At 64.5% G+C, this 24,142-nt stretch carries 21 protein-coding genes; 8 read left to right on the top strand and 13 right to left on the bottom strand.

From position 1 onward, the window contains the following. Positions 1 to 188: 188 nt before the first annotated feature. From BPRO_RS22695 to BPRO_RS22680, 4 genes are read right to left on the bottom strand one after another with little or no spacing between them, the layout of a single operon-like run. Complete coding sequence (locus BPRO_RS22695) at positions 189 to 1,148, bottom strand: Bug family tripartite tricarboxylate transporter substrate binding protein (RefSeq protein WP_011485411.1); 960 nt, start codon at positions 1,146 to 1,148, stop codon at positions 189 to 191. Positions 1,149 to 1,178: 30 nt separating this feature from the next. After that, a complete protein-coding gene (locus BPRO_RS22690; protein ID WP_011485410.1) occupies positions 1,179 to 1,367 on the bottom strand; it encodes a DUF2783 domain-containing protein in 189 nt (62 codons plus the stop codon). Between the two features lie 11 nt (positions 1,368 to 1,378). Next, positions 1,379 to 3,070: an FAD-dependent oxidoreductase gene (locus BPRO_RS22685; RefSeq protein WP_011485409.1), complete on the bottom strand. Its 1,692-nt coding sequence runs from the start codon at positions 3,068 to 3,070 to the stop codon at positions 1,379 to 1,381. A gap of 18 nt (positions 3,071 to 3,088) precedes the next feature. Continuing rightward, on the bottom strand, positions 3,089 to 4,048 hold the full coding sequence (locus BPRO_RS22680) for an MBL fold metallo-hydrolase (RefSeq protein WP_011485408.1): 960 nt from the start codon (positions 4,046 to 4,048) through the stop codon (positions 3,089 to 3,091). Between the two features lie 157 nt (positions 4,049 to 4,205). Here BPRO_RS22680 and BPRO_RS22675 point away from each other — a divergent pair, with 157 nt between their 5' ends. Further along, positions 4,206 to 5,036 (top strand): IclR family transcriptional regulator, encoded by an 831-nt coding sequence (locus BPRO_RS22675; RefSeq protein ID WP_011485407.1) that lies wholly within the window; start codon positions 4,206 to 4,208, stop codon positions 5,034 to 5,036. 118 nt (positions 5,037 to 5,154) lie between these two features. Here the strand turns inward: BPRO_RS22675 and BPRO_RS22670 are convergent, their stop codons facing one another. After that, on the bottom strand, positions 5,155 to 5,346 hold the full coding sequence (locus BPRO_RS22670; RefSeq protein ID WP_011485406.1) for a 4-oxalocrotonate tautomerase: 192 nt from the start codon (positions 5,344 to 5,346) through the stop codon (positions 5,155 to 5,157). A 324-nt stretch (positions 5,347 to 5,670) separates the two neighbouring features. Here BPRO_RS22670 and BPRO_RS22665 point away from each other — a divergent pair, with 324 nt between their 5' ends. Both BPRO_RS22665 and BPRO_RS22660 read left to right on the top strand, forming a co-directional pair. Continuing rightward, positions 5,671 to 6,942: a zinc-binding metallopeptidase family protein gene (locus BPRO_RS22665; RefSeq protein ID WP_011485405.1), complete on the top strand. Its 1,272-nt coding sequence runs from the start codon at positions 5,671 to 5,673 to the stop codon at positions 6,940 to 6,942. Positions 6,943 to 6,993: 51 nt separating this feature from the next. Then, positions 6,994 to 7,329: a hypothetical protein gene (locus tag BPRO_RS22660; protein ID WP_041389025.1), complete on the top strand. Its 336-nt coding sequence runs from the start codon at positions 6,994 to 6,996 to the stop codon at positions 7,327 to 7,329. Positions 7,330 to 7,409: 80 nt separating this feature from the next. Here the strand turns inward: BPRO_RS22660 and BPRO_RS22655 are convergent, their stop codons facing one another. Then, on the bottom strand, positions 7,410 to 8,120 hold the full coding sequence (locus BPRO_RS22655; protein ID WP_157045856.1) for a Crp/Fnr family transcriptional regulator: 711 nt from the start codon (positions 8,118 to 8,120) through the stop codon (positions 7,410 to 7,412). Between the two features lie 586 nt (positions 8,121 to 8,706). After that, on the bottom strand, positions 8,707 to 11,271 hold the full coding sequence (locus tag BPRO_RS22645; RefSeq protein ID WP_011485402.1) for a DUF1631 family protein: 2,565 nt from the start codon (positions 11,269 to 11,271) through the stop codon (positions 8,707 to 8,709). A 309-nt stretch (positions 11,272 to 11,580) separates the two neighbouring features. Between BPRO_RS22645 and BPRO_RS22640 the strand changes: the two genes are divergently transcribed. Together BPRO_RS22640 and BPRO_RS22635 are read left to right on the top strand one after the other, a co-directional pair. Then, positions 11,581 to 12,612, top strand: coding sequence for a LacI family DNA-binding transcriptional regulator (locus BPRO_RS22640; RefSeq protein WP_011485401.1), 1,032 nt, complete (start codon positions 11,581 to 11,583; stop codon positions 12,610 to 12,612). 110 nt (positions 12,613 to 12,722) lie between these two features. Continuing rightward, the gene (locus BPRO_RS22635; RefSeq protein ID WP_011485400.1) at positions 12,723 to 13,736 is read left to right on the top strand and encodes a Bug family tripartite tricarboxylate transporter substrate binding protein; all 1,014 of its coding nucleotides are present in this window, start codon (positions 12,723 to 12,725) and stop codon (positions 13,734 to 13,736) included. 90 nt (positions 13,737 to 13,826) lie between these two features. Here BPRO_RS22635 and BPRO_RS22630 read toward each other — a convergent pair whose 3' ends face one another. After that, positions 13,827 to 14,729, bottom strand: coding sequence for a LysR family transcriptional regulator (locus BPRO_RS22630; RefSeq protein ID WP_011485399.1), 903 nt, complete (start codon positions 14,727 to 14,729; stop codon positions 13,827 to 13,829). Between the two features lie 71 nt (positions 14,730 to 14,800). On the opposite strand from BPRO_RS22630, the gene BPRO_RS22625 reads away from it, so the two are divergent. Together BPRO_RS22625 and BPRO_RS22620 are read left to right on the top strand one after the other, a co-directional pair. Continuing rightward, on the top strand, positions 14,801 to 15,835 hold the full coding sequence (locus BPRO_RS22625; RefSeq protein ID WP_011485398.1) for a tripartite tricarboxylate transporter substrate binding protein: 1,035 nt from the start codon (positions 14,801 to 14,803) through the stop codon (positions 15,833 to 15,835). A gap of 9 nt (positions 15,836 to 15,844) precedes the next feature. Further along, entirely contained in the window at positions 15,845 to 17,017 is a 1,173-nt protein-coding gene (locus tag BPRO_RS22620) for a M20 aminoacylase family protein (RefSeq protein ID WP_011485397.1), read from the top strand. Between the two features lie 54 nt (positions 17,018 to 17,071). Here the strand turns inward: BPRO_RS22620 and BPRO_RS29795 are convergent, their stop codons facing one another. From BPRO_RS29795 to BPRO_RS22600, 5 genes are read right to left on the bottom strand one after another with little or no spacing between them, the layout of a single operon-like run. Continuing rightward, on the bottom strand, positions 17,072 to 17,263 hold the full coding sequence (locus tag BPRO_RS29795; RefSeq protein ID WP_157045855.1) for a hypothetical protein: 192 nt from the start codon (positions 17,261 to 17,263) through the stop codon (positions 17,072 to 17,074). 44 nt (positions 17,264 to 17,307) lie between these two features. After that, positions 17,308 to 18,870, bottom strand: coding sequence for an FAD-dependent oxidoreductase (locus tag BPRO_RS22615; RefSeq protein ID WP_011485396.1), 1,563 nt, complete (start codon positions 18,868 to 18,870; stop codon positions 17,308 to 17,310). 25 nt (positions 18,871 to 18,895) lie between these two features. Then, on the bottom strand, positions 18,896 to 19,495 hold the full coding sequence (locus BPRO_RS22610) for a twin-arginine translocation signal domain-containing protein (RefSeq protein ID WP_011485395.1): 600 nt from the start codon (positions 19,493 to 19,495) through the stop codon (positions 18,896 to 18,898). Positions 19,496 to 19,534: 39 nt separating this feature from the next. Further along, positions 19,535 to 20,431 (bottom strand): transporter, encoded by an 897-nt coding sequence (locus tag BPRO_RS22605; RefSeq protein WP_011485394.1) that lies wholly within the window; start codon positions 20,429 to 20,431, stop codon positions 19,535 to 19,537. Between the two features lie 50 nt (positions 20,432 to 20,481). Further along, positions 20,482 to 21,957 (bottom strand): benzaldehyde dehydrogenase, encoded by a 1,476-nt coding sequence (locus tag BPRO_RS22600; protein WP_011485393.1) that lies wholly within the window; start codon positions 21,955 to 21,957, stop codon positions 20,482 to 20,484. Positions 21,958 to 22,236: 279 nt separating this feature from the next. On the opposite strand from BPRO_RS22600, the gene BPRO_RS22595 reads away from it, so the two are divergent. Beyond that, complete coding sequence (locus BPRO_RS22595; RefSeq protein WP_011485392.1) at positions 22,237 to 24,138, top strand: sigma-54-dependent Fis family transcriptional regulator; 1,902 nt, start codon at positions 22,237 to 22,239, stop codon at positions 24,136 to 24,138. Positions 24,139 to 24,142: the final 4 nt, after the last annotated feature.

Below are 24,142 nucleotides of genomic sequence, written 5' to 3'. Positions count from 1 at the left end.
GACGGAGGAGGCCTGCGACTCTTATGTCATGGGTACGGCCTTGGCCCAGCACCGATTCGCTGACTTCGCCCGGCCCGACGCGCCTGGCGCGGGCGCGCTCGAACTTCGCGCGGAAGGGCTGGAACGGCTGGTATTTCCAGGCCCGGATGCGCAATCAGGATAGGAGCCGCAGAGCTATTTCCGTATGTTCAGTCAACCTTGATGCCGTTGTCGCGGATCAACCGTCCCCAGCGCTCGCGCTCGCTCTTGACGTAGCTGGCCATCTGCGCCGGCGTGCCGGGCAGGCTCTCGACACCGAGCGCCTGAAAGCGTGCTTTGACCGTGGTCGAGTTCAGCGCGTCAACCAGCGCCTTGTTGAGCTTGTTGACTGCCTCGGGCGGCGTGCCGGCGGGCACCGAAAGACCTTGCCAGGCATAGGCCTCGAAGCCGGTCAGCCCCTGCTCGGCGAGCGTCGGCACGTCAGGCAGCGTGGCGATGCGCTGGGCGCTTGCCACACCGATGGCCTTGACCTTGCCGGACAGCACGAACTGGTTGCCGCTCGCGGTGTCGACCAGCATGAAGGGGACAACGCCGCCCAGGATGTCCTGCATCGCCGGCGCCGCGCCACGGTAGGGTACGTGCGTCATCTTGAGGCCGGTTTTCTCGCGCAGCATTTCGGTCGCCAGGTGGTGCGGACTGCCCGCGCCCGCCGAGGCGTAGTTGATGCCGTTCGGCTGCGCCTTGGCCCAGGCCAGGAACTCCTTGAAGTTTTTCACCGGCACGTTCGCACCCACCACCAGTACCAGCGGAAAGCGCGCCAGCAGGCCGACCGGCATCAGGTCCTTCTCGGCGTTGTAGCTGAGCCTGGAAAACAAAAATGGGTTGGCCGCGAGCGTGGCGAAGTCGGCCGTAAACAGCATATGGCCATAGTCTTTCGAGCGTGCCACATAGTCGGCTGCGATGTTGGTCGCCGCGCCGGGCTTGTTGTTGATGATGATGGTCTGGCCGAGGTTCTTTGACATGGCTTCGGCGGTGGCGCGTGCCACCGCGTCCGAGCCGCCGCCGGCCGCATAGCCGACCACCCATTCGATCGGTTTGCTGTCTTGCGCCGGGGCCGCGAAGGCGGTGAACGACAGGGCCAGGGCGAGAATGCGGGAAGTGAATTTCATGAATGTCTCCTTGGGGTTGGGGTGCAGGAATCAGGCGCGCTGCGCCGCGGTGAAGGCCTCGCGCAGTACGGACAGCGCGCCGATGTGATTGGCCAGCACCAGCACAAGGCGCGCGTTGAAGGCATGGCTCTCTTCGGTCGAGAGTCCCTGGTTCGCTTCGATCAGCGCTTCGTAAAAATCGTCGGGCGCGTCGAGGTTCGGGGAGGTGATCAGATTCATGGCGGGCTCCTTCATGCCTTGGCGAGTGCGTGGTCCAGTGCGGCGCGGATGGCTTGTGCGCTGGGCCGCCGCCAGCGCGCACAAACATGCTGGTCGGGCCGCAGCAGGTAGACGGTGCCGGGCCGCGCGTCGTAGCGCTGCGCGGCGAGTGCATGACTTTTGTTCAACGCGATGCGCACCACCTTCACGCTTGGGTCGGCCTTGGTGACCGCGCGCACGCTGCGCTCGGCCAGATCACCGCCACCACTGTCGTCACCGAACACCAGTGCACTGAAACCGGCTGGGTTCAGTTCGCGCAGCAGCCAGCCGGCGCTGCCGTCGGTGCAAGCGACAGGCGCGTCGGCGGCCGGTGCGCCGGGCACCAGCTGGCTGTCGAAGACGTCGGTATCGGCAGTGTTCAGCACGGAGCCGTGCAGCGTGGACGGCACCGAGAGCCGGCCGCTGTTGACCAGCGTGCGCGCAAAGCCGTGGCGCTTGGCCAGTTCGAGCACCGCGTCGCGGAACAGCCGGCTGATCTCGCTCTTGGGCGTGATGAAGTCGGTGGCGCGGGTGGAATTGCGGATGTTCTCGTCGGCCGCGTATTCGCGCTCGCTGGCGTAGCTGTCGAGCAGCGCATCGGGCGCGTCACCATGCACGACCGCCGCCAGTTTCCACGCCAGATTCTCGGCGTCCTGCACGCCCGAGTTGGCGCCGCGGGCGCCGAAGGGCGACACGCCGTGCGCCGAGTCGCCGGCGAACAGCACGCGGCCATGGCGGAAACTGTCCATGCGCAGGCAGGCGAAGGTGTAGACGCTGGCCCATTCGAGCTCGAACTGCGCGTCCTTCATCGCCGACCTGGCCAGCAGGGCCTTGACGCGCGGAATGATGTTCTCGGGCTTTTTCTCGTGCTCGGGATCGGCATCCCAGCCGAGCTGGAAGTCGATGCGCCAGACGTTGTCGGGCTGCATGTGCAGCAGCACGCTCTGGTTCGGATGAAACTCGGGGTCGAACCAGAACCAGCGTTCGGCTGGCCGGTCCAGCTTCATCTTCACGTCGGCAATGAGAAAACGGTCCTTGAAGACTCGGCCCTTGCTCTCCTGCCCGATGAGCTGGCGCACCGAAGAACGCGAGCCGTCGCAGGCGGCGACGTAGCCGGCGGCGATTTGGTAGTTGCCCTCGGGCGTTTCGATGCTCAGTAAGGCATGGTCGGCCTGCTGCTCGATGCCCACCACCTTGTTGTTCCAGCGCAGGTCGATCAGCGGCAGCCCAGCCGCGCGTTCGGCCAGGTAGCCCTCGACGTAGTACTGCTGCAGGTTGATGAAGGCGGGCCGTTCATGGCCCGCTTCGGGCAGCAGGTTGAAGCTGTAGATCTGATCGTTCTTGAAGAACACCTTGCCGACATTCCACGACACGCCCTTGTCCGTCATGCGCTGGCCGCAGCCGAGGCGGTCGAACACCTCGAGCGTGCGTTTGGCAAAGCAGATGGCGCGCGAGCCGGTCGAGAGCGTGCAGTCGTTGTCGAGCAGCACTACCGGCACGTTCTGCTGTGCCAGGTCGATGGCCAGCGCCAGGCCCACCGGACCGGCACCGACCACCACCACCGGGTGGCGCGCGGGCGGGTGGGCGTCCTGGTCGGCATGACGCTCAAAGTCGAACGCCAGCTTCTGGTAATCAACGCCGCGACCCCGGGTGTTTGGAAGTTCTTGCAGTTCTTGCAGTTTCATCTTTGTCTCCTCAGGGGGTCAACCTTCCAGCGTTTCCCACATCTGCTGGTCGCGCTCGGCCGTCCAGATGCGCGGGTCGGGGTACTGTGTCGCCTCGTCGTAGCAGCGGGTCACGTCGAAGGGCATGCAGTGGTCAAAGATCACCCAGTGGCCGTACTTGGGCTTGAGCCTGGCGTAGGTTTCCTTGTAGACCGCGTTGAGGTCCTTCCCGGCTTTCACGCCGGCCTGGACGCTGGCGTACACGTCGGCAATGAAATCGCGCGTGCCGGCCAGACCCTTCTGCACTTCCTCGGGGGTAGTGAGCGCCGCGCCGCGGCCGGGCACCAGTGCCGCCGGCTTGAGCGCCGCCAGCTTGTCCAGCGTCTTCGGCCAGTCCTTGAAGTAGGCGTCGCCGGCATAGGGCGTCGCGTCGAACTCGACCAGGTCGCCCGAAAACAGGATCTTGTCCTTGGGCAGCCAGACCACTGTGTCCCCCTTGGTGTGGCCGCGCCCGAGCTGGATCAGTTGCACTTCGAGCTGGCCCAGCCACAGCGTCATTTTTCCGGTGAACGTCAGGGTCGGCCAGGTCAGGCCGGGCGGCACTGATTCCACATCGCGGAACAGGCGCGGGAAGCGGCCGATCTCGCTGGCCTTGTCCTGCTCGCCGCGTTCGACGATCAGCTCGTAGGTGTCCTGGCTGGCCAGGATGTGCTCGGGCTGGTAGCCGCTGGCGCCCAGCACACGCACCGCGTGGTAATGCGTCAGTACCACGTACTTGATGGGCTTGTCGGTCACCTCGCGGATGCGGCGCACCACGTCGGCCGCCATGGCCGGTGTGGCCTGGGTGTCGGCCACCAGCACGCAGTCGTCGCCGATGACGATGCCGGTGTTGGGGTCGCCTTCGGCCGTATAGGCATAGGCGTTGTCCGAAAGCCTGGTGAAGGTGACCTGTTTCTCGTCGAGGTCGGCTTGGGAGGCGAATTTCTTGGGGCTGCTCATGAGATCTCCGGAGTTGGCGGGCAGGATTAGAGTTTGTCCATTGCAAATCAATTTGTTAATTTTATGCAAAAGTTTGCTATTGTCAAATCCATTTGTGAAATGATTGGCGCTTGTGGCCGCCAGCCACCCCTTCACCACCTCAACCGGGAAGCCAGTCATGGACAAGGACGAACACGATCACCAGAAAGAACATAAAGAACAGCGGGCCGTGCAGTCGGTCGAGATCGGCGGGCGATTGCTGCTGGCGCTGGCCGAGCACCCGGGCCCCATGACGCTCAAGGATCTGGCGGCCAAGGCCGGCCTGCCGGCGTCGCGCGCGCACACTTATCTGGTGAGTTTTGGCAGGCTGCGCTTGATCGAGCAGGATGCGGTCACGGGCCGCTACGCGCTGGGCGCGGCGGCGCTGCAGGTGGGCCTGAGCTGCCTGCATCAGCTCGATCCTCTGAAAGCCGCCACGCCGATTGCCGAGGCGCTGGCGCTGGCCATCGACCAGACGGTGGCCATCGCGGTGTGGGCCAATTTCGGCCCGACGATCGTGCGCTATATCGAGGCCAGCCAGCCGCTGCATGTCAGCATGCGCATGGGAACGGTCATGTCCATCCTGGGCACGGCTACTGGACGGGCCTTTGCCGCCACGCTGCCCCGGCATCAACTGGAGCAAGCCATGCAGGGCGCTTTCGGCGATGGCCCACGGCGGCTCGACCGCAGCGCCGTAAAAGACGTGGCCCAGGAAATCCAGGATATTCAGGCGGAACTGCGCCAGCATGGCGTGGTGCGCGCCGCAGGTCGTCCGATTCCCGGCGTCAATGCCTTCAGCGCCGCCGCCTTTGATCACGAGGGCAAAGCCGTACTGGTGATCACGGCATTGGGGCATGAGGACAATTTTCCAGCGAACTGGGACTCCGATATCGCCCGCGCCGTGCGCCAGGCGGCGGCGGATGTGTCGCTGCGGCTGGGTTACCGGGTCAAGGCATCAATCGGGCCCTAGCCCGGGCGAGATGGGCGCTGCAAGCTATTAAGCGACTAACTTGCATGCCGGCCGCAGCGCGTCTGCCGGTCGGCGAGCGAGGCAGGGGATACGGACGGACTTGAAAATTTCCTGACGCTCAGCTTCTGGGTTCGGACCAGAGCTTGCCGCCGGTGGCCCAGTTCTCGCGCTTGATGTCGGTGATGATGATGTCGACCGAATCGGGCTGGCCGCCGAGAATCTCGACGCTGACGCGGGTGATGGCATCCACCAGCTTTTTCTTTTGCTCAACGGTGCGGCCTTCCATCATTTCTACATGGTATGTGGGCATGGGTTCCTTGGGTGGTAGTGGAGGATGGGTAGATGATAAAAGCAAGGGCAGGCCGGCAGGCGGAAGTCTGCGGAAAATGCCGCGCCTGCAGACATCGGGGAAATAAAAAAAAACAGGAACGGTCTCGGGATTCGACCGTTGTGCTTTGGTTTGTGCCTGGAATGTGCTCAATGCCGCTTATCGCTTATCGCTTATGTCAGCAGGCGCTTACACGCGCACAAGGCCCTCGGCCTCAGGCCGCCGCAAGCAAACGTGGGACACTGGATGCGGTTGAAGCGCAGGGCCCTGTACTTCCCTGCACCTCCCCATTCTCGTTAGCGGGCAATGTCCTTGTCATTCAATACGTTTTCAAACACTGCGGATCAACCCCTGCCCCTGCGGGCCGGGCGTAACTACCGCTGTCAATGTGGCCAGCCGGTCTTTTTCCGCAACAGCAAATGCCTGGCTTGCGGGACCCCGCTGGGCTATGACCCTGAGCGCGGCATGTTGCTGCCCCTCATGCCGGGGCCCTGGGAAGGCAGCTGGCGGGAGTGGCAGGCGCAGGCCGCGCCGGTAGCGCCGCCGCCCGACGACGCGCACCCGCCGTTGCTGCAGGACATCCCGGGGCAGGAATCCGCCAGACCCGAAACGGTGGCGCCTGGGCAACGCATTCCCAGGACCGTGTCGGATGGAACGGGTTCGCCGGTGTACAAGCGCTGTCTGAATCTCTCGACACCGGCTTCCTGCAACTGGCTGATCGCCGTCGAAGACCCGCACAACATGTGCAGGGCCTGCAGGCTGAACCGCACCATCCCTGACCTCACCGATCCGGCCCTGCCGGACAACGGCTATCTGTGGGGCCAGGTGGAGCTGGCCAAGCGCCGCCTGGTGTCGTCGCTGATCCTCCTGAAGCTGCCCGTGGCGTCGCGCATGAGCGAGGACCCCGCGCACGGCCTGATGTTTGATTTTTTGCGCTCACCCATGAACGGCCCGCACATCGTGACCGGCCACGACACCGGCCTCATCACGCTCAACATTGACGAAGCCGATGATGCCCAACGGGAGGCGGTGCGCAAAGCCCTGCGCGAACCCTACCGGACGCTGCTGGGGCACTTGCGCCATGAGGTCGGCCACTACTACTGGGGCCGCCTGATCGCCGGCACGCATTGGCATGAGGGCTTTTGCCGGCTCTTTGGCGATGAGTCCCTGGATTACCTGGCCAGCCTGCAGCGCAACTACGACGAAGGTCCGCCGCCGGATTGGCCCATGCATTTCGTGAGCGCCTATGCCAGCGCCCACCCGTGGGAAGACTGGGCCGAATGCTGGGCTCACTACCTGCACATGCGCGATGCGATTGACACCGCACTGAGCTTTGGCCTGAGCGTGGACCGCTTCGACCTGGAGTTCACGCCCTTCACCCTTGACGCCCTGTATCAGCCGGAGCATCCCGAGGCGGGGCAGTTCCTGGCATTCCTGAACCACTGGACGCGGCTCACCACCATGCTCAACGAAATGTCGCGCAGCATGGGTCAGCCCGACTTCTATCCATTTGCGTTGCCCCTTAATGTGGTGGGAAAACTGCATTTCATCCACCTGGTGGTGACCTCGGGCAGCTGACGGGACGGCCGCAGCATGCGTTACAGTGTGCCCACACTGTTTCCATCTTCCATGCCCGGCAAGCCACGTGGCCACCATTACAGCGTGTATGTGATCGAGCTGGCGCCCAAGGTCTGGGATGCAGCCCGGTTTCGCCGCGCCAACCCCGACTACCAGCTGGGCAGGCCCTTTGTGTATGTCGGCATGACCGGGCTGGATCCGGACGTACGCTTTGACAAACACAAGGCAGGCATCCAGTCGAACCGCTTTGTGCGCGATTTTGGTGTGCGCCTGATGCCCGAGCTGTACGCCATGTACAACCCCATGCCATACGAAGGTGCACGTGACATGGAGGTCGAACTGGGCATTGGTTTGCGGGAGTCCGGCTATGGCGTCTGGCAGGCTTGAACGCCAGTTGGTCACCGCGCCTGCTGCTCCGTGAGTCGGGAGCGTTGCGCTGCATCCGCCATCAAGCATGCAACACCACACTAGAAAAGGGCCGCGCCTGCCCGGGGCGGGCCACCCGGAAAATTGTCCTCAAGCGCCTTCAGCGGCTGCGTCAGTTTGCGATCGTAGGCCATCAGGTCGGCCCGGTAGCAGGGGCAGGCTTGTGCTTCCAGCCTGGCCTCATCGAGCAGCATCAGGTAGCCCCGGCTGTAGCTGATCAGTCCATTGTTCTGGAACATGCTGGCTGCCTGCGACACGCTCTCGCGCCGCACGCCCACCATCAGGCCCAGCGTTTCATGGGTGAGAAAGAGCTCCCGGGAATGGCCCCGGTCACGTGTCATCAGCAGCCAGCGCGCCAGGCGTTGCGGTACCGTGTGGTAGTGCAGGCAGGCCGCCTGCTGTGCCATGAGGCTTGCAAAAACGTCGACGTAGCGGTGCAGGACAGTCCGCAGGCAGGCATCTTCAGTGCGCCGCAGCCGCAATGCATTACGGTGGATCTTGAAGGCCCGCCCTGCGCCTTGCACCAGACTGGTAAACGAAGAGATTTCCACGCCAAGCGTCAGCGAGGTGTGGCACATGCCCTCGTTGCCCACTAGGGCAATGCCAAGGCCCGGGGCGTGGGCTTGTTCCACGGGCAGGATGATCGACACAAAGCCTTCCACAGGAAAGTAGGCGTGCTCGGACAACTGGCCAGCTTCTGTCAGCACGGTTTGGGGTTTGAGTTCCACCAGTTCGCTATGTTCGATAAACATCGCGCGTTCGTACGCTGGCAGTGCTGAGATCAGCCGGTTGGCCAGAGACAGATCTTTTTGAAGCAACGAGCTACCTCCTGCTGGCTCTCACGGAAAGCCGTCGGCAGCCCCAGTCTAGGCCTTTCCATCGATGGGAACTGGAAGTTATCGCTGCGATCTGCATCCATGTGTATCCTGCTCCGCGGAACCAAGGAGCGGGCGGACAGGCAGCGGGTGGACACGCCGTGGCGGATGTCTCCGTCAGGCTCAAAGTGGCGTCTTGCGGACCGGATCTTCGTCGTCGGGGATGCCCGGCGCGGGCAGGTCCCTGTCGTCAGGCTGCACCGGCAGGCTGGGCGGCTCGTCGGGATCATCGACCGGTGGGCCGCCGGGCAAGGGTGGGGGCCGTGGGTGGCTGGACTTCATGATTCGATCTGATTCGATCAGAGAGGAATTATTGTGACAAGTTCAGGGGCGTTACACCTGAAATTGTTTCAGGAAACCCTGGCCCCTGCATGCCGGTCGAGGTCGTTAGCGCCGACCATACCGCAACCTTGCGGGTTGGCGGACCAGGAAAAAGCGCTTGCGAGCTTAAGTGCTCAGGCGCTCAAGCGTTCATGAGGTCTGCTGGTGCCGAGACATCCCCGGGCGCGCCGGCGGAGGCATCCGCCTCCAGGGCCAGCGCGTCGAGCGCCTGGCCGACCACGCCTTGGGTATCGACGGGCCGCAGCAGGCGGTCCCGGATCAGTCGCTCGCAGCTTCGCCGTGTCATGGAATGGGGTTGCCCGCCATGGCTCACAAACATGAAGAGCGTGCCCTTGGTGCCGGCCCAGATCAGCTGGGCGCGCAGCCAGCGGTGCTTGGAATACAGGTCGACCCAGTGGCCCGCCTGCAGGCCGCGCAGCAGGCGCTCGGCTTCGGCCGGGGCGATGGCTGGGCCGGTTGCTGGAGATGGAACGCCCTGCTGCTGCGCCGGCTGTGTTTCTGGGGTCCCGGCCGGATCGTCGGTTGTCGCTGACTCGGCCACGGCAGGGGTGTCGTCTTCCAGCGGCGCGAGTTCTCCGGGCGCGGTGGGCAGCGTATCCTCAAATCCGGCAGCATCCAGGTCATCGCGGCCCAGCCAGGGGGGCGCGGCTGATCGGGCCTGGCGGGGTTCGGTGCTGGTGTCGGTGATGAATGTGGGGGCCGGGGCTTCTTCAGGCTCCAGCGGCATGGCACCGGACTCCTCCGCGTCACGCTGGCTCTTGAGCCGGCGCAGCTTGAGTACCGGCCGGTGCAGCTTCATCAGCTCTTCAAAGAATGTCTCGCTTTCGCGCGGGTCCTGGCCCAGCAAGGCCAGCCCGGCGTGAAGTTTGCCCAGCAGGCCCGGCAGCATCTCGAACAGTTTGGCGGGGCGCTTCAGGGTCACTTCCCGTTTGACGCTCCACAGCAGGTCGGGCACCACCGAACCAAAACCTTCCGGGTCGACCTGATTGCGCGTGTCGGTGAGCCGGGCATGGGCCATGGCGAGCGCCCAGGACTCGAACAGGAAGTCCAGTACCAGAGCCGGTACATCCCCCAGGTCCGAACGCCTGCTCAGCTCCAGGGCAATCTCATCGGCGAGGGTTTGGCGTTCCTCCGCAAATCGCAGGGCCTGCAGCAGGTTGTCGCGGTTTTTGGCTTCGAACTGGTCCTGTTCGTCCCAGTGCTGGGCCAGTGTGGCCAGCGCGGAGTCGAAAGGCTGGGCGTCCTGGATGTCCCGTCCGTTGAGTTTGTTGAAGGCGCGTATGACCGGCTGGAGAAACTCCGAGAACTCTGTACTGAACTCGTCGTTGTAGCTGAAGCTGCGTTGGGCCACGCGCTCCATCAGGCGCCGGCCGGGATGGTCCTCGTCGCTGAAAAAATGCGGATCCACCATGGCCAGTCGCATCAGCGACGGCTCAAGCGCCACGATGGCCTCGCGTACCGGCGCCAGCAGGCGCGGGTCCTGTGCCACATGGCTGACCAGCTTGCGCACCACCTCCAGCCCCATCACCTGGCCGACCTGCCTGGCTTCCTTCTTCAGCTGGGTCCGGACAATGTCGCGTTCCCTGGGGCGCCCATAAGCGCCCCAGACCTGCTGGCTCAGCTGGCTGCGTTCATCGACCACCCGCTGGGGGCGGTCGACGGCCGGCACTTTCTGATAGCCGGAAAGCGGTGCAGAGCGTGACTCCAGCGGAGCCTGTGCCGTCTCGCGCGCTGCTTTCAGCGCCTTCAGTTCTTCTTCAATGCTGTCGTAGTAGGCGGGTGCCAGGCCGCGCTGGGCGTTGCTTGCGCCATTGAACAGGAAATCATGGAACAGGTCGCTCTTGACCTCGGGGTCGGTCAGGTCGGCAAACTGCGAGGGCCGCAGGGGCTCGTCAGACACATAGCCGACCGGCGGGGGGCGGAACGACTCCTCTGCGCGGCCAGCGCCCTGGCCGGTCCCTGTCTGCGGGTTGCCCCTGCTTTTGCTGCCGCCACTGGCAGGTGTTTGCAGCACGCGGTAGCCAGCGCCCTGTACATTGGCCAGCTCAAGCTGGTTGATCAGGCGTTCATACACCAGCTTGAGTTCGCGCCCGAGCGGGGCGGCCAGGTATTTGATCCACAGTGTGCAGACGGCCCGATCGACGGGCGCCGCAAAAATCATTTGCTGAAGCGTCTGCGCAAAGACCTCCGGCCGCAGCGGGTTGAGTTCAGGCCGCACATTGGGCAGGCCTTGTACGGCGCTGATCAGCGTGTTGAGTTCAGCGAGGCTTTGCTCTACCGCCGGTAAAACCAGCTGCAGCAGCCGCGACGACTCAATCGCCAGGGACACATCGGCGTCCTCGACCAGCGAAAACGCTTCGATGGAGGAGAGCGAGCTTGTCGAGGCGACGCCCGGGCTGCGCGGCGATACACCGGCCGGCGTCAAGGTCGCTTGCGCTGCCTCTGCGGCCTGGGTCCTGAAAACCACAAGCAGGTCGGCCCTGTACTGCGTGCTCCAGTTTGTCTTGTGTTCCAGCAAGGCGCGGCAGGCTGCAGTGAGTTCCTCGCGCTCTGCCGCACTGGCACTTTGACTTTGCGCGAGCTCCAGCGCTGCAACTGCATCCTCGATGCAGCGTTCCAGTGCCGGCTTGGCTGCTTTTGCGGCTTCCTCTATGCAGGATTGAAGAACTTCAGGTTGCGAGGCCATCTAGAGCGGGTTTGCGGGAAAATTTTTTGGATAATGACACTCAGCCGGGCTGGTTGCAACCGCCAATGCCTGAACGGAGAGCTCCGAGGTTAAAGGGCAACGGCCAATTCATTGCGACACTTGCAAAGTGTTTCAATTGGTTTCTACTTTACACAGACAAACCGGCCTCTCTTAACCGGCCTCTCTTTTTTCCTTGCCGGATATCCCCTTGCGGCATGTTCAGGGTTGCCGTCACCGCCTGCGCCACGTATCTCCCCTGGCGCTGGGCCAGCAGTCAAGGTCCGTGCAAGTTAGCGTTAACATCAGCGCATGGATTCCCTGAAAAAGCCAGGCCGGGCCGCCAGGCCAGGCACGGGCGGCATCACGCTCAATGATGTGGCCAAGCTTGCCGGCGTGTCGGCCATTACCGTTTCGCGCGCCCTCAACACGCCCGCCGCCGTGTCGCCCGACACGCTGGAGCGCGTGCGCGGCGCGATCGCGCGCAGCGGTTATGTGCCCAATCTTGTCGCGGGCGGACTGGCATCGAACCGGAGCCGGCTGGTGGCTGCGCTGGTGCCGACGATCGCCGGACCGGTGTTTCTGGAAACCATCCAGGCGCTGACCGATGCCCTCGCCGAGGCTGGCTGCCAGCTGATGCTGGGCCAGAGCGGCTATGGCGGCGCGCGGGAAGACGCCCTGCTGGACGCCATCATCGGGCGCCGGCCCGACGGCATCGTGCTGATCGGCATCATGCACTCCGCCGAAGGGCGGCGGCGCCTGCTGGCGTCCGGCATACCTGTGGTTGAAACCTGGGACATCACGCCCACGCCGCTCGACATGATTGTGGGATTTTCCCACGAGAAAGTGGGCGCCGCGGTGGCCGATTACCTTCATGGGCGAGGCTTTCACCGGCCCGGCATCGTCAGTGCCAGCGATGAGCGCGCGACGCGGCGCCGGGTCGGATTCGAGCAGCGTTTTGCCGAGCTGGGTGTGCCGGGCATTCCGGCGTGTGTGGTGCCGTCGCCGTCTTCGCTTGGCAACGGGCGGGCCGGATTTGCCGAGCTGCGCGCCAGCCATCCCGGCCTTGACGTGGTGTTTTGCAGCTCCGACGTGATTGCCCATGGCGTCATCACCGAGGCCCACGCCACCGGGCTGCGCGTGCCGGAAGATATCGCCGTGATGGGCTTTGGCGACCTGCCGTTCGCCGCCTTCACCTATCCGCAACTGAGCACCGTAAGCATCGACGGCACCGCCATCGGCCGGCAGGCCGCCAACTTCATTCTGGACCGGGTGGCAAACCGCGATGTCGGCCCCCCGGTGCGCGATATCGGGTTTTCCATCATCCAAAGAGGCAGCGCCTGACCTGAGTGCGCCAGGTTCGTGTTTTATAATAAATTGTTAGCGCTAACATTCTGTTTTTCGGCGCATCTATCTTGTTGCCTGTATGCAACGCTCTTCATAAGGAAACCGTGATGACGACACATCTCTCTCGCCGCAAGGCCGTTCTTGGTTTGGGTGGCCTGGGCCTGGGCGGTTTGCTCCCATTGCCGGCCACGGTGAGCGCCGCGGACCTCCCCACCCCGGGCTGGCCCTCAAAGCCCATCACCTATGTTGTTCCGTTCACGCCGGGTGGTTCCACCGACGTGATTGGCCGGACGCTGTCGCAGAAGCTGGCCGAAATACTGGGCCAGCCGGTGATCGTCGACAACAAGCCGGGGGCCGCCGGTGCCGTGGGCGCGACCTACGTGGCCAAGGCCAGGGCGGATGGCCACACGCTGCTGGGTGGCACCATCAGCACGCACGCCATCAATGCCAGCCTCTACAAAAACCTGCCGTACGACCCCGTGAAGGACTTTGAGCCGGTGGCACTGGTCGCCATGCTGCCCAATGTGTTGATCGTCAACCCCAACCTGGGCATCAATTCGGTGGCGGACCTGGTGGCCTTGCTCAAGCGCGAACCGTCCCGGCGCAACTTCGCCTCCTCGGGCGCGGGCACTTCGACCCATCTGGCCGGCGAGATGTTTGCCGACCTGATTGGCGTGCCGCTCACCCACATCGCCTACAAAGGCACACCGCCCGCCATGCTGGATGTCTCGTCCGGCCAGGTGACCTTCATGTTTGACCAGATGACGGCCGCCGTGTCGCTGGCCCAGGCCGGCCGGCTCAAGCTGCTCGCGGTGACCACCCCCAAACGCATGGCGCTGGCACCCAGCCTGCCCACCATGATGGAAGCGGGCATCAAGAACTTCCAGATGGCCTCGTGGCAGGCGGTGTATGCGCCCAAGGGAACACCGCAGCCCATCGTGCAGCGGCTCAATGTCGAGATTGTCAAAATCCTGAAGATGCCGGACGTGGCGGCCAAGCTGACCGACCAGCTCGGCATGGAGATCGTGGGCAGCTCGCCCGAAGAACTCGCGGCGCACATGAAGTCCGAGATCGCGCGCTGGGCCGAGCTCGTGAAGAAGTCCGGCGCGACAGCAAGCTGATACGGGAACCGCGCCGGGACTCGGTGCCATGCATGCAGCAGCGGCCCGATGCTGCCGCTGGGTTGCACCTGATCGGATGTCTGCTGACATTCAGTCGCGCAGCCGCTCAGCCACAAACTGGCGAAACAAACCCATCGACGGCGCCTCGGTGCGCCCGGCCAGCGTGACGAACGCAAAGCGCGCGCCAATGGCCAACGGCGGCTCGGTCGCCAGTTCGGCCAGCTGTCCAGCCTCGATGCCGGCGCGTGCAGCCGCCACGATGCCCTGGTAGATCGCGTCCGAGGCCTTGACCGTTTCGATCAGGCTCGTGATGTCGTCGCAACGCAGGCTCACGGCCTGCTGCGGGTCGGCCCGCGGCCCGAAGCGGTTGACCAGCCTATGCGCCACTTCCGCGCTGAGCGGCGTCGAGGCCAGCGGGTAGCGCAGCATCTCGTCAAAAGACACGGGCCTGCCGGCCTGCAGCAAGGGGTGGCCGCTGCGGCAGACAAAGCCTGCGCGCAGTTCGGTCAGGTTCTCGATGGCCAGGTCGGGTGCCGGCGCGATGCGGCGAACGTCGATGACCAGCGCGTCAAGTGTGCGCTGGCGCAGCAGCATCAGCTGCAACTCCGTCGCGCCCGGCGACACGCTGACCTGCACGCCCGGATGGTGCTGGGCCATGTATACGAGAAACGGCGTCATCAGCATCACGCCCGGCCCCGAACCTAGGCCGATGCGGATGGCGCCCAGGTCGCCTTGCTTGAGCAGCTCGGCACTGCGGCGCAGCTCGGCCGCCTCGAACACCATGCGCCGGGCGCGCACGGCGACGGCCTGGCCCAGCGGCGTGAGCTCGTTGCGCTTGCCAGTGCGGTCGATCAGGCGCGCGCCCAGGTCGCCTTCCAGGGTCTGGATGCTGCGGCTCAGGGCCGACTGCGTCAGATGCTGCTGCTCGGCAGCGCGGCTGAAAGAACCGGTCTCGGCCACGGCGAGCAGGTGTTCGAGGTGTTGGAGGTTCATGGTGCAGGCGAATTGAATGAGTAATACGAATACTAATCACAAAAATAATGCATTGGACACATTAGTTCGGGATGTCTAGCATCCTCAAGTGCATCCCCCATGCACTCATTCCAAGGAGACATCCCGTGAACACATTCAAGAAATTCGGCGCCCTGCTGGCAGGTCTGCTGCTGGCCACCGGCGGCGCCCTCGCCCAAACCTACCCGACCAAGCCGGTCAACCTGATGGTGCCCTACCCGGCGGGCGGGCCATCCGATGCGATCGCGCGTATCTTCACCGTGCCGCTGGGCAAGGAGCTGGGCCAGCAGGTGATCGTGGAAAACCTGGGCGGCGTCGCCGGCGCGCTGGCCGCGCAGAAGGTGCTGGCGGCGCCCGCAGACGGCTACTACCTGTTCCAGGGGTCGCCGAACGAGGTGATTCTTTCGCCGCTGGCCAACGCGGCCGTCAAACTCAAGGCCGAAGACTTCCGCCTGGTGCATCCGGTGGCCGAGTCGGTGATGGTGTTCGTCGCGCGCAAGGACCTGCCGGCCAACAGCGTTGACGAATTGATCGCGCTGGCGCGCAAGTCGGGCGACAAGCCGCTGACCTACGGCAGCGTGGGTATAGGCTCGCTGTACCACCTGATCCTCGAGAACGTGCAGCAAGTCGCCGGCATCAAGCTCACGCATGCGCCGTACAAGGGCAATGCGCCGCTGCTGCAGGACATCGGCGGCGGCCAGGTCGACTTCGCCGTGCTGGTGTACAGCGCCGGCATGGGCGCGCTGGCCGAGCAGGGCCGGCTCAAGGTGATAGGCCAGCTGGGCGCGCAGCGGTCCGAGCTGCTGAAGAACGTGCCGGCCGCCAGCGAAGGCAAGGAGCTGAAGAACTTCTCGTACAAGATCTGGAGCGGCCTCATGGTGCCGAGGAACACGCCGGAAAGCGTGGTGCAGCGGCTGCACAAGGCCATCGGCGAGACGCTGAAAGATACCTCTGTGCGCACGCAACTGGAGGCGCAGGCGGCCCAGGTATCGCCGCCCCTGTCGCTGGCCGAATCGGCGAAGTTCTTCGAGGCCGAGACCGCGCGCTACCGCAGTATCGCCAAATCGATCAATCTGCAGCCGCAGTGAGGCACGCCCATGAGCCCCTTGCTTGAAGAACTGCACGCGCAGGCCGATGAGTTCATCGGCCTGCGGCGCGACATCCACCGCCACCCCGAACTGGCCTTCGACGAGCACCGCACCTCGGCCCTGGTGGCCGAGAAGCTGCAAGGCTGGGGCTACGCGGTCGAGCGCGGCCTGGGCGGCACCGGCTTGGTCGGCCGGCTGGTGCGTGGCGACGGCCAGCGCCGGCTCGGGCTGCGCGCCGACATGGACGCCCTGCCCATCCACGAGGCCACCGGCCTGCCGCACGCCAGTTGCCATGCGGGCGTGATGCACGCCTGCGGCCACGACGGCCACACCGCCATGCTGCTGGCCGCCGCGCGCCACCTCGCCGAGCATGGGCGCTTTTCCGGCACCTTGAACCTGATCTTCCAGCCGGCCGAAGAAGGCGGCGGCGGCGCGCTGCACATGATGGACGACGGCCTGTTCGAGAAGTACCCCTGCGATGCGGTCTTCGCCATGCACAACATGCCCGGCATACCGCAGGGCCGGCTGGTGCTGCGCGAAGGCCCGGCCATGGCCTCGTCAGACTACGCCACCGTCACGCTGACCGGCGTGGGTGGTCATGGCGCCATGCCGCACCGCGCGGCCGACCCCGTTGTGGCGGCCGCCAGCATCGTGATGGCGCTGCAGACCATCGTCTCGCGCAACATCGACCCGCTGCAGATGGCGGTGGTCACGGTGGGCGCGCTGCACGCCGGCAAGGCCAACAACGTGATCCCGCAAAGCGCGACGCTGGAGCTCAGCGTGCGCGCGCTGGACCGAGAGGTGCGCAGCAAGCTGGAGCAGCGCATCAGGGCGTTGATCGCCGCGCAGGCCGAAAGCTTTGAGGTGCAGGCGCAGATAGCCTGGCGGCCCGGTTACGCGGTGCTGGTCAACACACCCGGCGAAACCGCCTTTGCCCGCGAGGTGGCGCTGGAGCTGGTCGGCGCCGGGCGCGTGACCCTGCAGGGCCCGGCCGTGTCCGGCAGTGAAGACTTCGCCTTCATGCTGGAGCGCGTGCCCGGCAGTTATCTGTTTATCGGCAACGGCGATGGCGACAGCGCCGGCGCCTGTATGGTGCACAACCCAGGCTACGACTTCAACGATGCCAACCTGCCCGTGGGCGCGGCCTACTGGGTGCTGCTGGCGCAACGCTTTCTGGTGTGAACAAGCCGCAGTGCCCTGAAAGAACGGCGCCCGAGGGCGCCGTTCTTTTTTCCATTAACTCTTCAAGTTAATTTGGTCAGTAGTCTCTGCCAGTATTACGCCAATAGCTATTGAATCAAGCCAATTGCAGACCTTCACGCCGTCGCTGATTGCCATCGGCTGATAGGGCGGATCGCCTGCGTTGCGGCTGTCCAACACAGCCGCCATGCATTCAAAAGTTGCATTGACCTGCGCTTCGATGAGCACGTCATGGTGCAGGCAGTAACGAAAAGTAGAGTCACAACAGATGCTTACGCGTGCGCCTTGACGATGCGGTCGCTGATGTAGCTTGCCAGTGCGTACACCGTCTCCGAGGGGTTGTAGCCGATCGAGGTCGGCAGCAGGCTGGCGTCGGCCACGTACAGGTTTTTCACGTCGTGCGTTTCGCCGTAGGGGTTGACTACGGTGGTCTTCGGGTTGCGCCCCATGCGGCAGGTGCCCTGCGGATGGAAGGAGGTGTATTTGTAGCGTGCCGGTTCGTTCTTCAACGCGCCGATCACGCTTTCCACCTGATCGGCGCTCTCGACCACCGCCTTGTTGGATGACGGCAGGTAAAGCTTGCTCGCCCCGGAGGCAAACAAAATGCGCGCCGTGGCGACCAGCCCTTTCTTCATCGCATCGAAGTCATCGTTGTCTACCGTGTAATGGATCTGCTTCTGACCGTTCTCCCAGCGCACCTCGCCTACATTCTTGTCGTGGATCAGGCTGATCAGGCGGATCGTATTTTTGTAGCCCGTCATGTAGGCCACGTAGGGCTTGCCGGTGCCGGGCTCGGCCTGAAAGCCAGCCTCCACCGGCTCCTGGATCGCGTTGAGCAACAGGTAGCCGCCTTTCTCGGGCAGTGTGTGCTGGTCCATATAAAGCGAGTGGGTGGCGCCGTGGAAGTCGTTGACCTCGTGGGGAAATTCAGCGGTGACCGACAAGGTCGGGTGGCAGGCGAAGTTCTTGCCCACTTGTGCGCTGCTATTGGCCAGCCCGCTTTTGAGCAGCAGCAGCGGCGTCTGGATCGGCCCGGCCGCCAGCACGACGATGGGGGCATCAACGCGCACATCGGCCTTCTTCTTTCCGGTAGCCGGGTCGATGACCTCGGCCAGCACGCCACTGGCCTTGCCACCCTCGGCCAGCACTTGCGTGACACGCGTGTCGGCGAAGATGGTCGCGCCATGCGCCACGGCCCAGGGCAGGTAGGTCACCAGCATGGATTGCTTGCGGTCGGAAGTGCAGCCGCTGAAACAGGCGCCGGTGAGTGCGCAGTCCTTGATGTTGCGCCGCGCCTTGCCTGGCGGGTAGCCGAGCTTGCGCATGCCAATGCCGATGAGTTCCGCGCCGGGGCTGGTCTCGTGCGAGGCGACGGTGCGGATGTGCAGGTTGCGCTCTATCTTCTCAAAGTACGGCGTCATCACCGCCTTGGTGAGGTTGCTCAGGCCGAACTCTTTGGCCCACAGCTTCAGGTAGTAATCGGGCGTGCGAAAGCACAGCGCCGCATTGACCACCGTGGAGCCGCCAACACAGGCGCCTTGCAGGATGGCAATATCGCCATGCATGTTGGACTGCCCGCCGTGGTCCTGGTAGAGCGTTCCCATCGAGACGGCCAGCATCTCGGTGAACTTCTCCGACGGGATGTACGGACCGGCCTCCAGCACGATGACCGTCTTGCCCGCGCGCGCCAGTTCGTAGGCGGCGATGGCCCCGCCAGCGCCCGAACCGATGATCACCGCATCGGCCTTCAGGTGCAGTTTTTCCTGCGTGATGTCACCGGCCTGCGTGACCTTGAGGCCCTGCTTGGCGAGCTTCACGGGAATGGATTTTTTCATGTGGTGTGTCCTCGAATGGTGATGTTCAGCGTGTCGGCAGCGGTGCGTTGCCCAGGGACTTCAGGCCCAGGCGCTTGGTCATTGGTCCGTCGTAACCCAAGGGTTCCCAGCTTGCCGGGTTGGCCCAGTACGACAGTTGAATCAACTTCTTCAGCCCCATCGTCAGGCCGCGCTGCGGCGGCAGATTGGAATTGCCCCAGGCATCGCAGAACTGCGTGGCTTCGGCGTCGTCGAGCGCGGTGAAACGCTTTTTGTACAGGGCCACGGGGCCGTCGTTGAAGTACTGCATGCCGCCTTTGAGGCCCGTCAAAATATGTGGCGCCATGGTGGCCAGCAGCGCGCCGTCCAGCGTTTGCAGCAAGCCGTCAGGCGTCCACGGGACCAGTGGACTACCGGCCACCGGCAGCACTACTTGGGCCAGCCGCGTGAAGATGGCGGCTTCTGCTTCGTTGATGAACTTCACGCCGGCGGGCAGTGCCGCGAAGCTGGCACCGCCCGCCAGCGCAGCGGCGGCGCCGGCGCCGGAGAAACGCAAAAAGTCGCGCCGTGACAGTCCCCGCAGGGCGTTGATGGCGGGCAGGAAGGCATCGCCTGGGCCTGCGGCCTGGTGTTGCATGGAGGGCATCTCTTGTCTCCTTGGAGGGGGTATGGAAGTGAGGAATGCTCAGAATACTTGCAGCAGGCGCAGGTTCACCCGCGAGGCTTCCTTGAAGCCATTGCTGACGGACAGGTCACGTCCCCAGGTGGCCAGCAATTGCGTCTTCGGGGTCAGGAAGACTGCCGTGCCCAGTTGCAGTTTGTCAATGGTCGAGGCGTCTGCCCTGCTGTTGCCATCGAGCTTGGTTTCGCCGGTGCGGGTTCGCGAGAGACCGGCCCGCAGGTCCCAGCCGGGGCTCAGTGCGTAGCGCATAAACCCTTGCACCTGGTAACTGGGTGCCTGCGTGAGCGTTTGGCCCGCCGGGTTGGCGCGGTCATTGTGGCCATAAGCCGTCACATCGGCGGCCAGATCGAAAGTCAGCTTGTCGCCGACTCCCTGGATGTAGCCCACCTGCAGCGCGTATTTCCAGCGGTTCTCACCCAGGTTCAGCGCCTTGGCCGCGTCATAAGTGCCCGTGGGGGCAAACAGGAAAGGTGTGATGCCCAAATAGCGCTTGTTCTCGGGCTCATTGATGGTCCACACCGTGGCGGCCAGGATCAGGTCGCCCGTGCCTGAACCCTTGCCCAGCACCGGGCCAAGCGCACCCGTGGCTTTGAGGTGGCCGAAAGGCAGCAGCAGTTGGGGATCGACCACATAGCCGCCAATTTTGGTGAAGTGGATCAGGCGCAGGATGCCAATGTCCGAGTCCAGCCCGTTGTTGCCGGGGACTTGTTGCCCGTTGGCGTACAGGCTGTTGCGCTTGGCGTGCTGCATGTAGAGCAAGCCCACGTTGGTGCCCTCTGGCAAGGCGGTGTAGTCGCCAGCGTCAATGTCAATAGCCCGGGCCGCACCGGCCACGATGGTGAGGCTGGCGCCGATCAGCAAGGTGCCGAGGGTGCGATGGGAAATTTTGGGGATATTCATTTATGTCTCCTGGGGGTATGTTGTCGATGGGAAAGGGCTCAGGAAAGGGATCAGAACGGGTACACGATGGGCTTGTCCATCACGCTGACCCACTGGCTTTGGGTGAACTCCTCCAGGTTGGCCGGACCGCCAAAGCGCCCGCCATTGCCCGAGGCGCCCATGCCGCCAAAGGGCACGTGGAATTCGTTGTTCACCGTCTGGTCGTTGATGTGAATCATTCCGGTGTGCAAGCGGTTGGCCAGCGCCATGGCGCGCGAAATGTTGCTGCTGTGGATGGCCGCCGCCAGACCGTAGGCCGAGGCGTTGACCAGCGCCGCCGCCTCCTCGTCGGTGTCGAATACGGTGATGGGGGCGACCGGGCCAAAAATTTCATCGGTGAACGCCGGCATCTCCGGCTGCACCTCGGTGAGCACGGTCGGGCGGTAGAGCAAGCCCTCGTAGGTGCCGCCAGTCACCACGCGCGCGCCTTGCGCCACCGAGGCCTGCACGATCTGGTCAATGCGGTCGCGCTGTTTGGCGTTGATGACAGGTCCCAAATGTGCGGGGCCGGCGTGCGGGTTGCCCACATGCAGCGCCTCGGCGCGCTGCTTCAGTCGCTGGGAATAGGCCTCGGCCACGCTGCGGTGCACCAGGTGGCGGCCCGCCTGCATGCAGATTTGCCCCTGATGCAAAAAAGCGCCCCAGGCGCCACAGGAACTGGCGGCGTCCAGGTCGGCATCGTCCAGCACGACGATGGCGTTGTTGCCGCCCAACTCGAGCGCCACCTTTTTGAGCAAGCCACCGCATACTTCGCCAATTTGCCGCCCCACCGCCGTCGAGCCGGTGAAGGAGATCATGTTGACCGCCGGGTGCCGCACGACTGCATCGCCCGTGGCGGGGCCGCCCGGCAGCACATGCAAAACGCCCGCCGGCAGGTCGGCGTCGGCAAACACCTGGGCGATCAACATGCCACCCGTGACGGCGGACTGCGCATCGGGCTTGAGCAGCACCGCGTTGCCCAGCGCCAGCGCCGGCGCCACCGAGCGCATGGCGAGCAGCAGCGGGAAGTTCCACGGGGCAATCACGCCCACCGTGCCGATCGGCACGCGCCGCCACAAGTTGGTTCGCCCGGGCATGGTCGAGGGGAACATCTGCCCGTTGGCCTGCATCGGCAGCGCGGCGGCCATCAGCATTTGTTCGTAGGTGGCGCTCAGCTCCCATTCGGCTTTGGGCATGATGGAGCCGCATTCGCGCACATTCCAGCCGTTGATTTCGCCGGCGCGCTCCTTCAGCAGCCGCGCGGCCTCGCGCATCACGGCCGCGCGTTGGTCAAAGGGGGTCGCGGCCCACGCGGCGCGGGCCGATTGGGCACTCCGCGCGGCACGGTCAACGTCTGCGGTCGAGGCGATACCGATCTGGCCCAGCGTGCCGCCGGTGGCAGGCTCCATCACCGCAGCGGTGCCGCCTTGCGCCGCGACCCAACCGTCGCTGTAAATCTTTCCCGTCCAGTGCCCTGAGTTCGGCGGCGGATAAAGAAGGGTGTCCATGTGTTTGTCTCCAATGCTTGTGTTTTTTGATGGATTTGCCGGCTGTTCGGCGCCACCAGTGCTGCCGTCCAACGCAGCCTCTTCCGCAAGGGGCGTGCCACAAAGGCAGTTAACTGCATAAAGTGGTGGTGTCGTCCGGGTAATTACCATGTTGGGCGGTATTTTCATGAACTAAACTGCATGTCGACCCACCGGGATACCGCCTCAAAACGAGACGAGGGGTCTCAAATCGAGACGACCAGAGAAACGCATACGTGCTGGCAGCCCTGGAGACAACCTGTGCAACAAGCGATTACTTTTGAGCCGAACCTCTACGCTCCCGAACGCATCTGGCAAGCGCGTCGGGCCTTCTTTGACGACGGCAGCGCGCCTGCGGGCCTGATTGACGACCCAGTGCTGCGTTCATGGCAACGCTGCCGGGGTCAGGGTCGCGGCGCCTCGGAACAGGTGGAATTCGATCCCGTGGACCGTCTCGCACTGGCCCGTTTGCTGGAGGCCCAGCGCACATTGCTGGAGGCGGCACGCCCCGAGCTGGATGCGCTCGCCCGCGCGGTGTCGGACGCCGGCTATGCCGTGCTGCTGACCGATGTCCAGGGACGAGCCTTGGCGGTCGAGGGTTGCACCGACCGCCGTAGCGAGCCGCTACGGCAAGCCTTTCGTCCCGGGGTAGACCTGTCTGAGGCGGTGATTGGCACCAACGCGATGTCGTCGGCGATGACCGAGCAGCGGGTGGTCCGCGTGCTCGGGCCCGAGCATTTTTTTGCCGACAACCAGATCTTTCACTGTTGCGCTGCACCCGTGTTTGACCCGCAGGGGCGCGTGGTCGGCGCGGTTGATATCTCGCGCGACATGCCGGGCCTGGCGGCCGGTGCCGTGGCGTTGACCCAGCGCTGCGCCCGCCGCATCGAGCGCAAGCTTTTCGAGGCGCTCCCGGCATTCGTGCGGCTGCGGCTGGAGACGCAGGATGCGAGCGATGAAGCCTGGCTCGCCTTCAACCGCGATGGCGGCCTGCTGGCGGCCAACATCGCCGCGCGCCATCTGATCGATGTCCCTTTCGTTCCGCAGGGGCTGGGCTTCAGCGACCTGTTTGACGGCCGTTTCGATACGCTCGCCGCTGCGGCAAGCCAGGCGAGCGGCGAACTGAGCCTGCGTCTGCGTGGCGGGGTGCAGCTGCGCGCCCGCGCCTCGGGCGTGCCGCCCATGGCGCGATCCGTTGCCACGCCCAACCGTTCAGCGCCGCCGCGCACCGCGCCGAGGCCTGAGTTCGGCGATGTGTCCTTTGCCGCCGACTTTGAACGCGCGCTGCGCGCCTTCAATGCCGGTTTGCCGGTTTTGGTAACGGGCGAAACCGGTGCTGGCAAGGAAGTCGCAGCCCGCGCCCTGCACGAAGTGAGTCATCGCCACGACGGCCCGTTAATAGCGATCAACTGCGGCGCCATCGCTCCCCAGTTGATGGCCGCCGAGCTGTTCGGCCATGTCGAAGGCGCCTTCACTGGCGCCCGGCGTGGCGGCAGCGCCGGCAAAATCGAAGCGGCCCAAGGCGGCACCTTGCTGCTTGACGAAATCGGCGACATGCCGCTTGAGTTGCAGGTCGGCCTGCTGCGCATGCTCGACAGTGGCGAAGTCCTGCGCGTCGGTGCGACCCGGGCGGTGCGGGTGGACGTGCGCTTCGTCTGCGCGACCCACCGCGATCTGCGCGCGCTGGTGGCTTCGGGGCTCTTTCGCGAGGATCTCTATTACCGCATCAGTGGTTTTCAGTTGCAGATACCACCGCTACGCATGAGAAGTGATTTCAACGCAGTCCTTGACGCCTTGCTGGCGGAGCAGGGCTGCGCGCCGCGGCTGCTCGACGCCGGGCTGCGCCGGGCGCTAAAAAGCAGACGCTGGCCGGGCAACGTGCGCCAATTGCGCCATGCGCTTCGACTGGCACTGGCGCTGCTGGAAGCCGATGAAGCGCTCACCCTGAGTCATTTTCCCGACCATGAACCCGACCATGAATCCAGCCTGGGAGTGCCTTCTGCTCGTCCGCGCACCGGTGCACCCGACGACGGGTTGAGTTGGCGGCAGACGCAACAGCAGGCCATCGATGCGGCGCTGCGGCAAACCGGCGGCAACGTCACCGCCGCGGCTGCCTTGCTTAATATCGGTCGCGCAACGCTCTACCGCAAGCTGGCGAAATGATCAA

Source organism: Polaromonas sp. JS666, from assembly GCF_000013865.1.
Classification (GTDB): domain Bacteria; phylum Pseudomonadota; class Gammaproteobacteria; order Burkholderiales; family Burkholderiaceae_C; genus Polaromonas.
Note: the sequence above shows the minus strand (reverse complement) of the source record. Positions and strands in the feature narration are given on the sequence as shown.

Excerpts from the sequence above, each read along its gene's own strand:
- BPRO_RS22645 (WP_011485402.1), bottom strand. The coding sequence starts at position 11,271 with ATGGCCTCGCAACCTGAAGTTCTTCAATCCTGCATAGAGGAAGCCGCA.
- BPRO_RS22635 (WP_011485400.1), top strand. The coding sequence starts at position 12,723 with ATGACGACACATCTCTCTCGCCGCAAGGCCGTTCTTGGTTTGGGTGGC.
- BPRO_RS22620 (WP_011485397.1), top strand. The coding sequence starts at position 15,845 with ATGAGCCCCTTGCTTGAAGAACTGCACGCGCAGGCCGATGAGTTCATC.
- BPRO_RS22660 (WP_041389025.1), top strand. The coding sequence starts at position 6,994 with ATGCCCGGCAAGCCACGTGGCCACCATTACAGCGTGTATGTGATCGAG.
- BPRO_RS22615 (WP_011485396.1), bottom strand. The coding sequence starts at position 18,870 with ATGAAAAAATCCATTCCCGTGAAGCTCGCCAAGCAGGGCCTCAAGGTC.
- BPRO_RS22695 (WP_011485411.1), bottom strand. The coding sequence starts at position 1,148 with ATGAAATTCACTTCCCGCATTCTCGCCCTGGCCCTGTCGTTCACCGCC.
- BPRO_RS22675 (WP_011485407.1), top strand. The coding sequence starts at position 4,206 with ATGGACAAGGACGAACACGATCACCAGAAAGAACATAAAGAACAGCGG.
- BPRO_RS22630 (WP_011485399.1), bottom strand. The coding sequence starts at position 14,729 with ATGAACCTCCAACACCTCGAACACCTGCTCGCCGTGGCCGAGACCGGT.
- BPRO_RS22670 (WP_011485406.1), bottom strand. The coding sequence starts at position 5,346 with ATGCCCACATACCATGTAGAAATGATGGAAGGCCGCACCGTTGAGCAA.
- BPRO_RS22665 (WP_011485405.1), top strand. The coding sequence starts at position 5,671 with ATGTCCTTGTCATTCAATACGTTTTCAAACACTGCGGATCAACCCCTG.
- BPRO_RS22600 (WP_011485393.1), bottom strand. The coding sequence starts at position 21,957 with ATGGACACCCTTCTTTATCCGCCGCCGAACTCAGGGCACTGGACGGGA.
- BPRO_RS22610 (WP_011485395.1), bottom strand. The coding sequence starts at position 19,495 with ATGCCCTCCATGCAACACCAGGCCGCAGGCCCAGGCGATGCCTTCCTG.
- BPRO_RS22690 (WP_011485410.1), bottom strand. The coding sequence starts at position 1,367 with ATGAATCTGATCACCTCCCCGAACCTCGACGCGCCCGACGATTTTTAC.
- BPRO_RS22655 (WP_157045856.1), bottom strand. The coding sequence starts at position 8,120 with ATGTTTATCGAACATAGCGAACTGGTGGAACTCAAACCCCAAACCGTG.
- BPRO_RS22640 (WP_011485401.1), top strand. The coding sequence starts at position 11,581 with ATGGATTCCCTGAAAAAGCCAGGCCGGGCCGCCAGGCCAGGCACGGGC.
- BPRO_RS22605 (WP_011485394.1), bottom strand. The coding sequence starts at position 20,431 with ATGAATATCCCCAAAATTTCCCATCGCACCCTCGGCACCTTGCTGATC.
- BPRO_RS22625 (WP_011485398.1), top strand. The coding sequence starts at position 14,801 with ATGTCTAGCATCCTCAAGTGCATCCCCCATGCACTCATTCCAAGGAGA.
- BPRO_RS22685 (WP_011485409.1), bottom strand. The coding sequence starts at position 3,070 with ATGAAACTGCAAGAACTGCAAGAACTTCCAAACACCCGGGGTCGCGGC.
- BPRO_RS22680 (WP_011485408.1), bottom strand. The coding sequence starts at position 4,048 with ATGAGCAGCCCCAAGAAATTCGCCTCCCAAGCCGACCTCGACGAGAAA.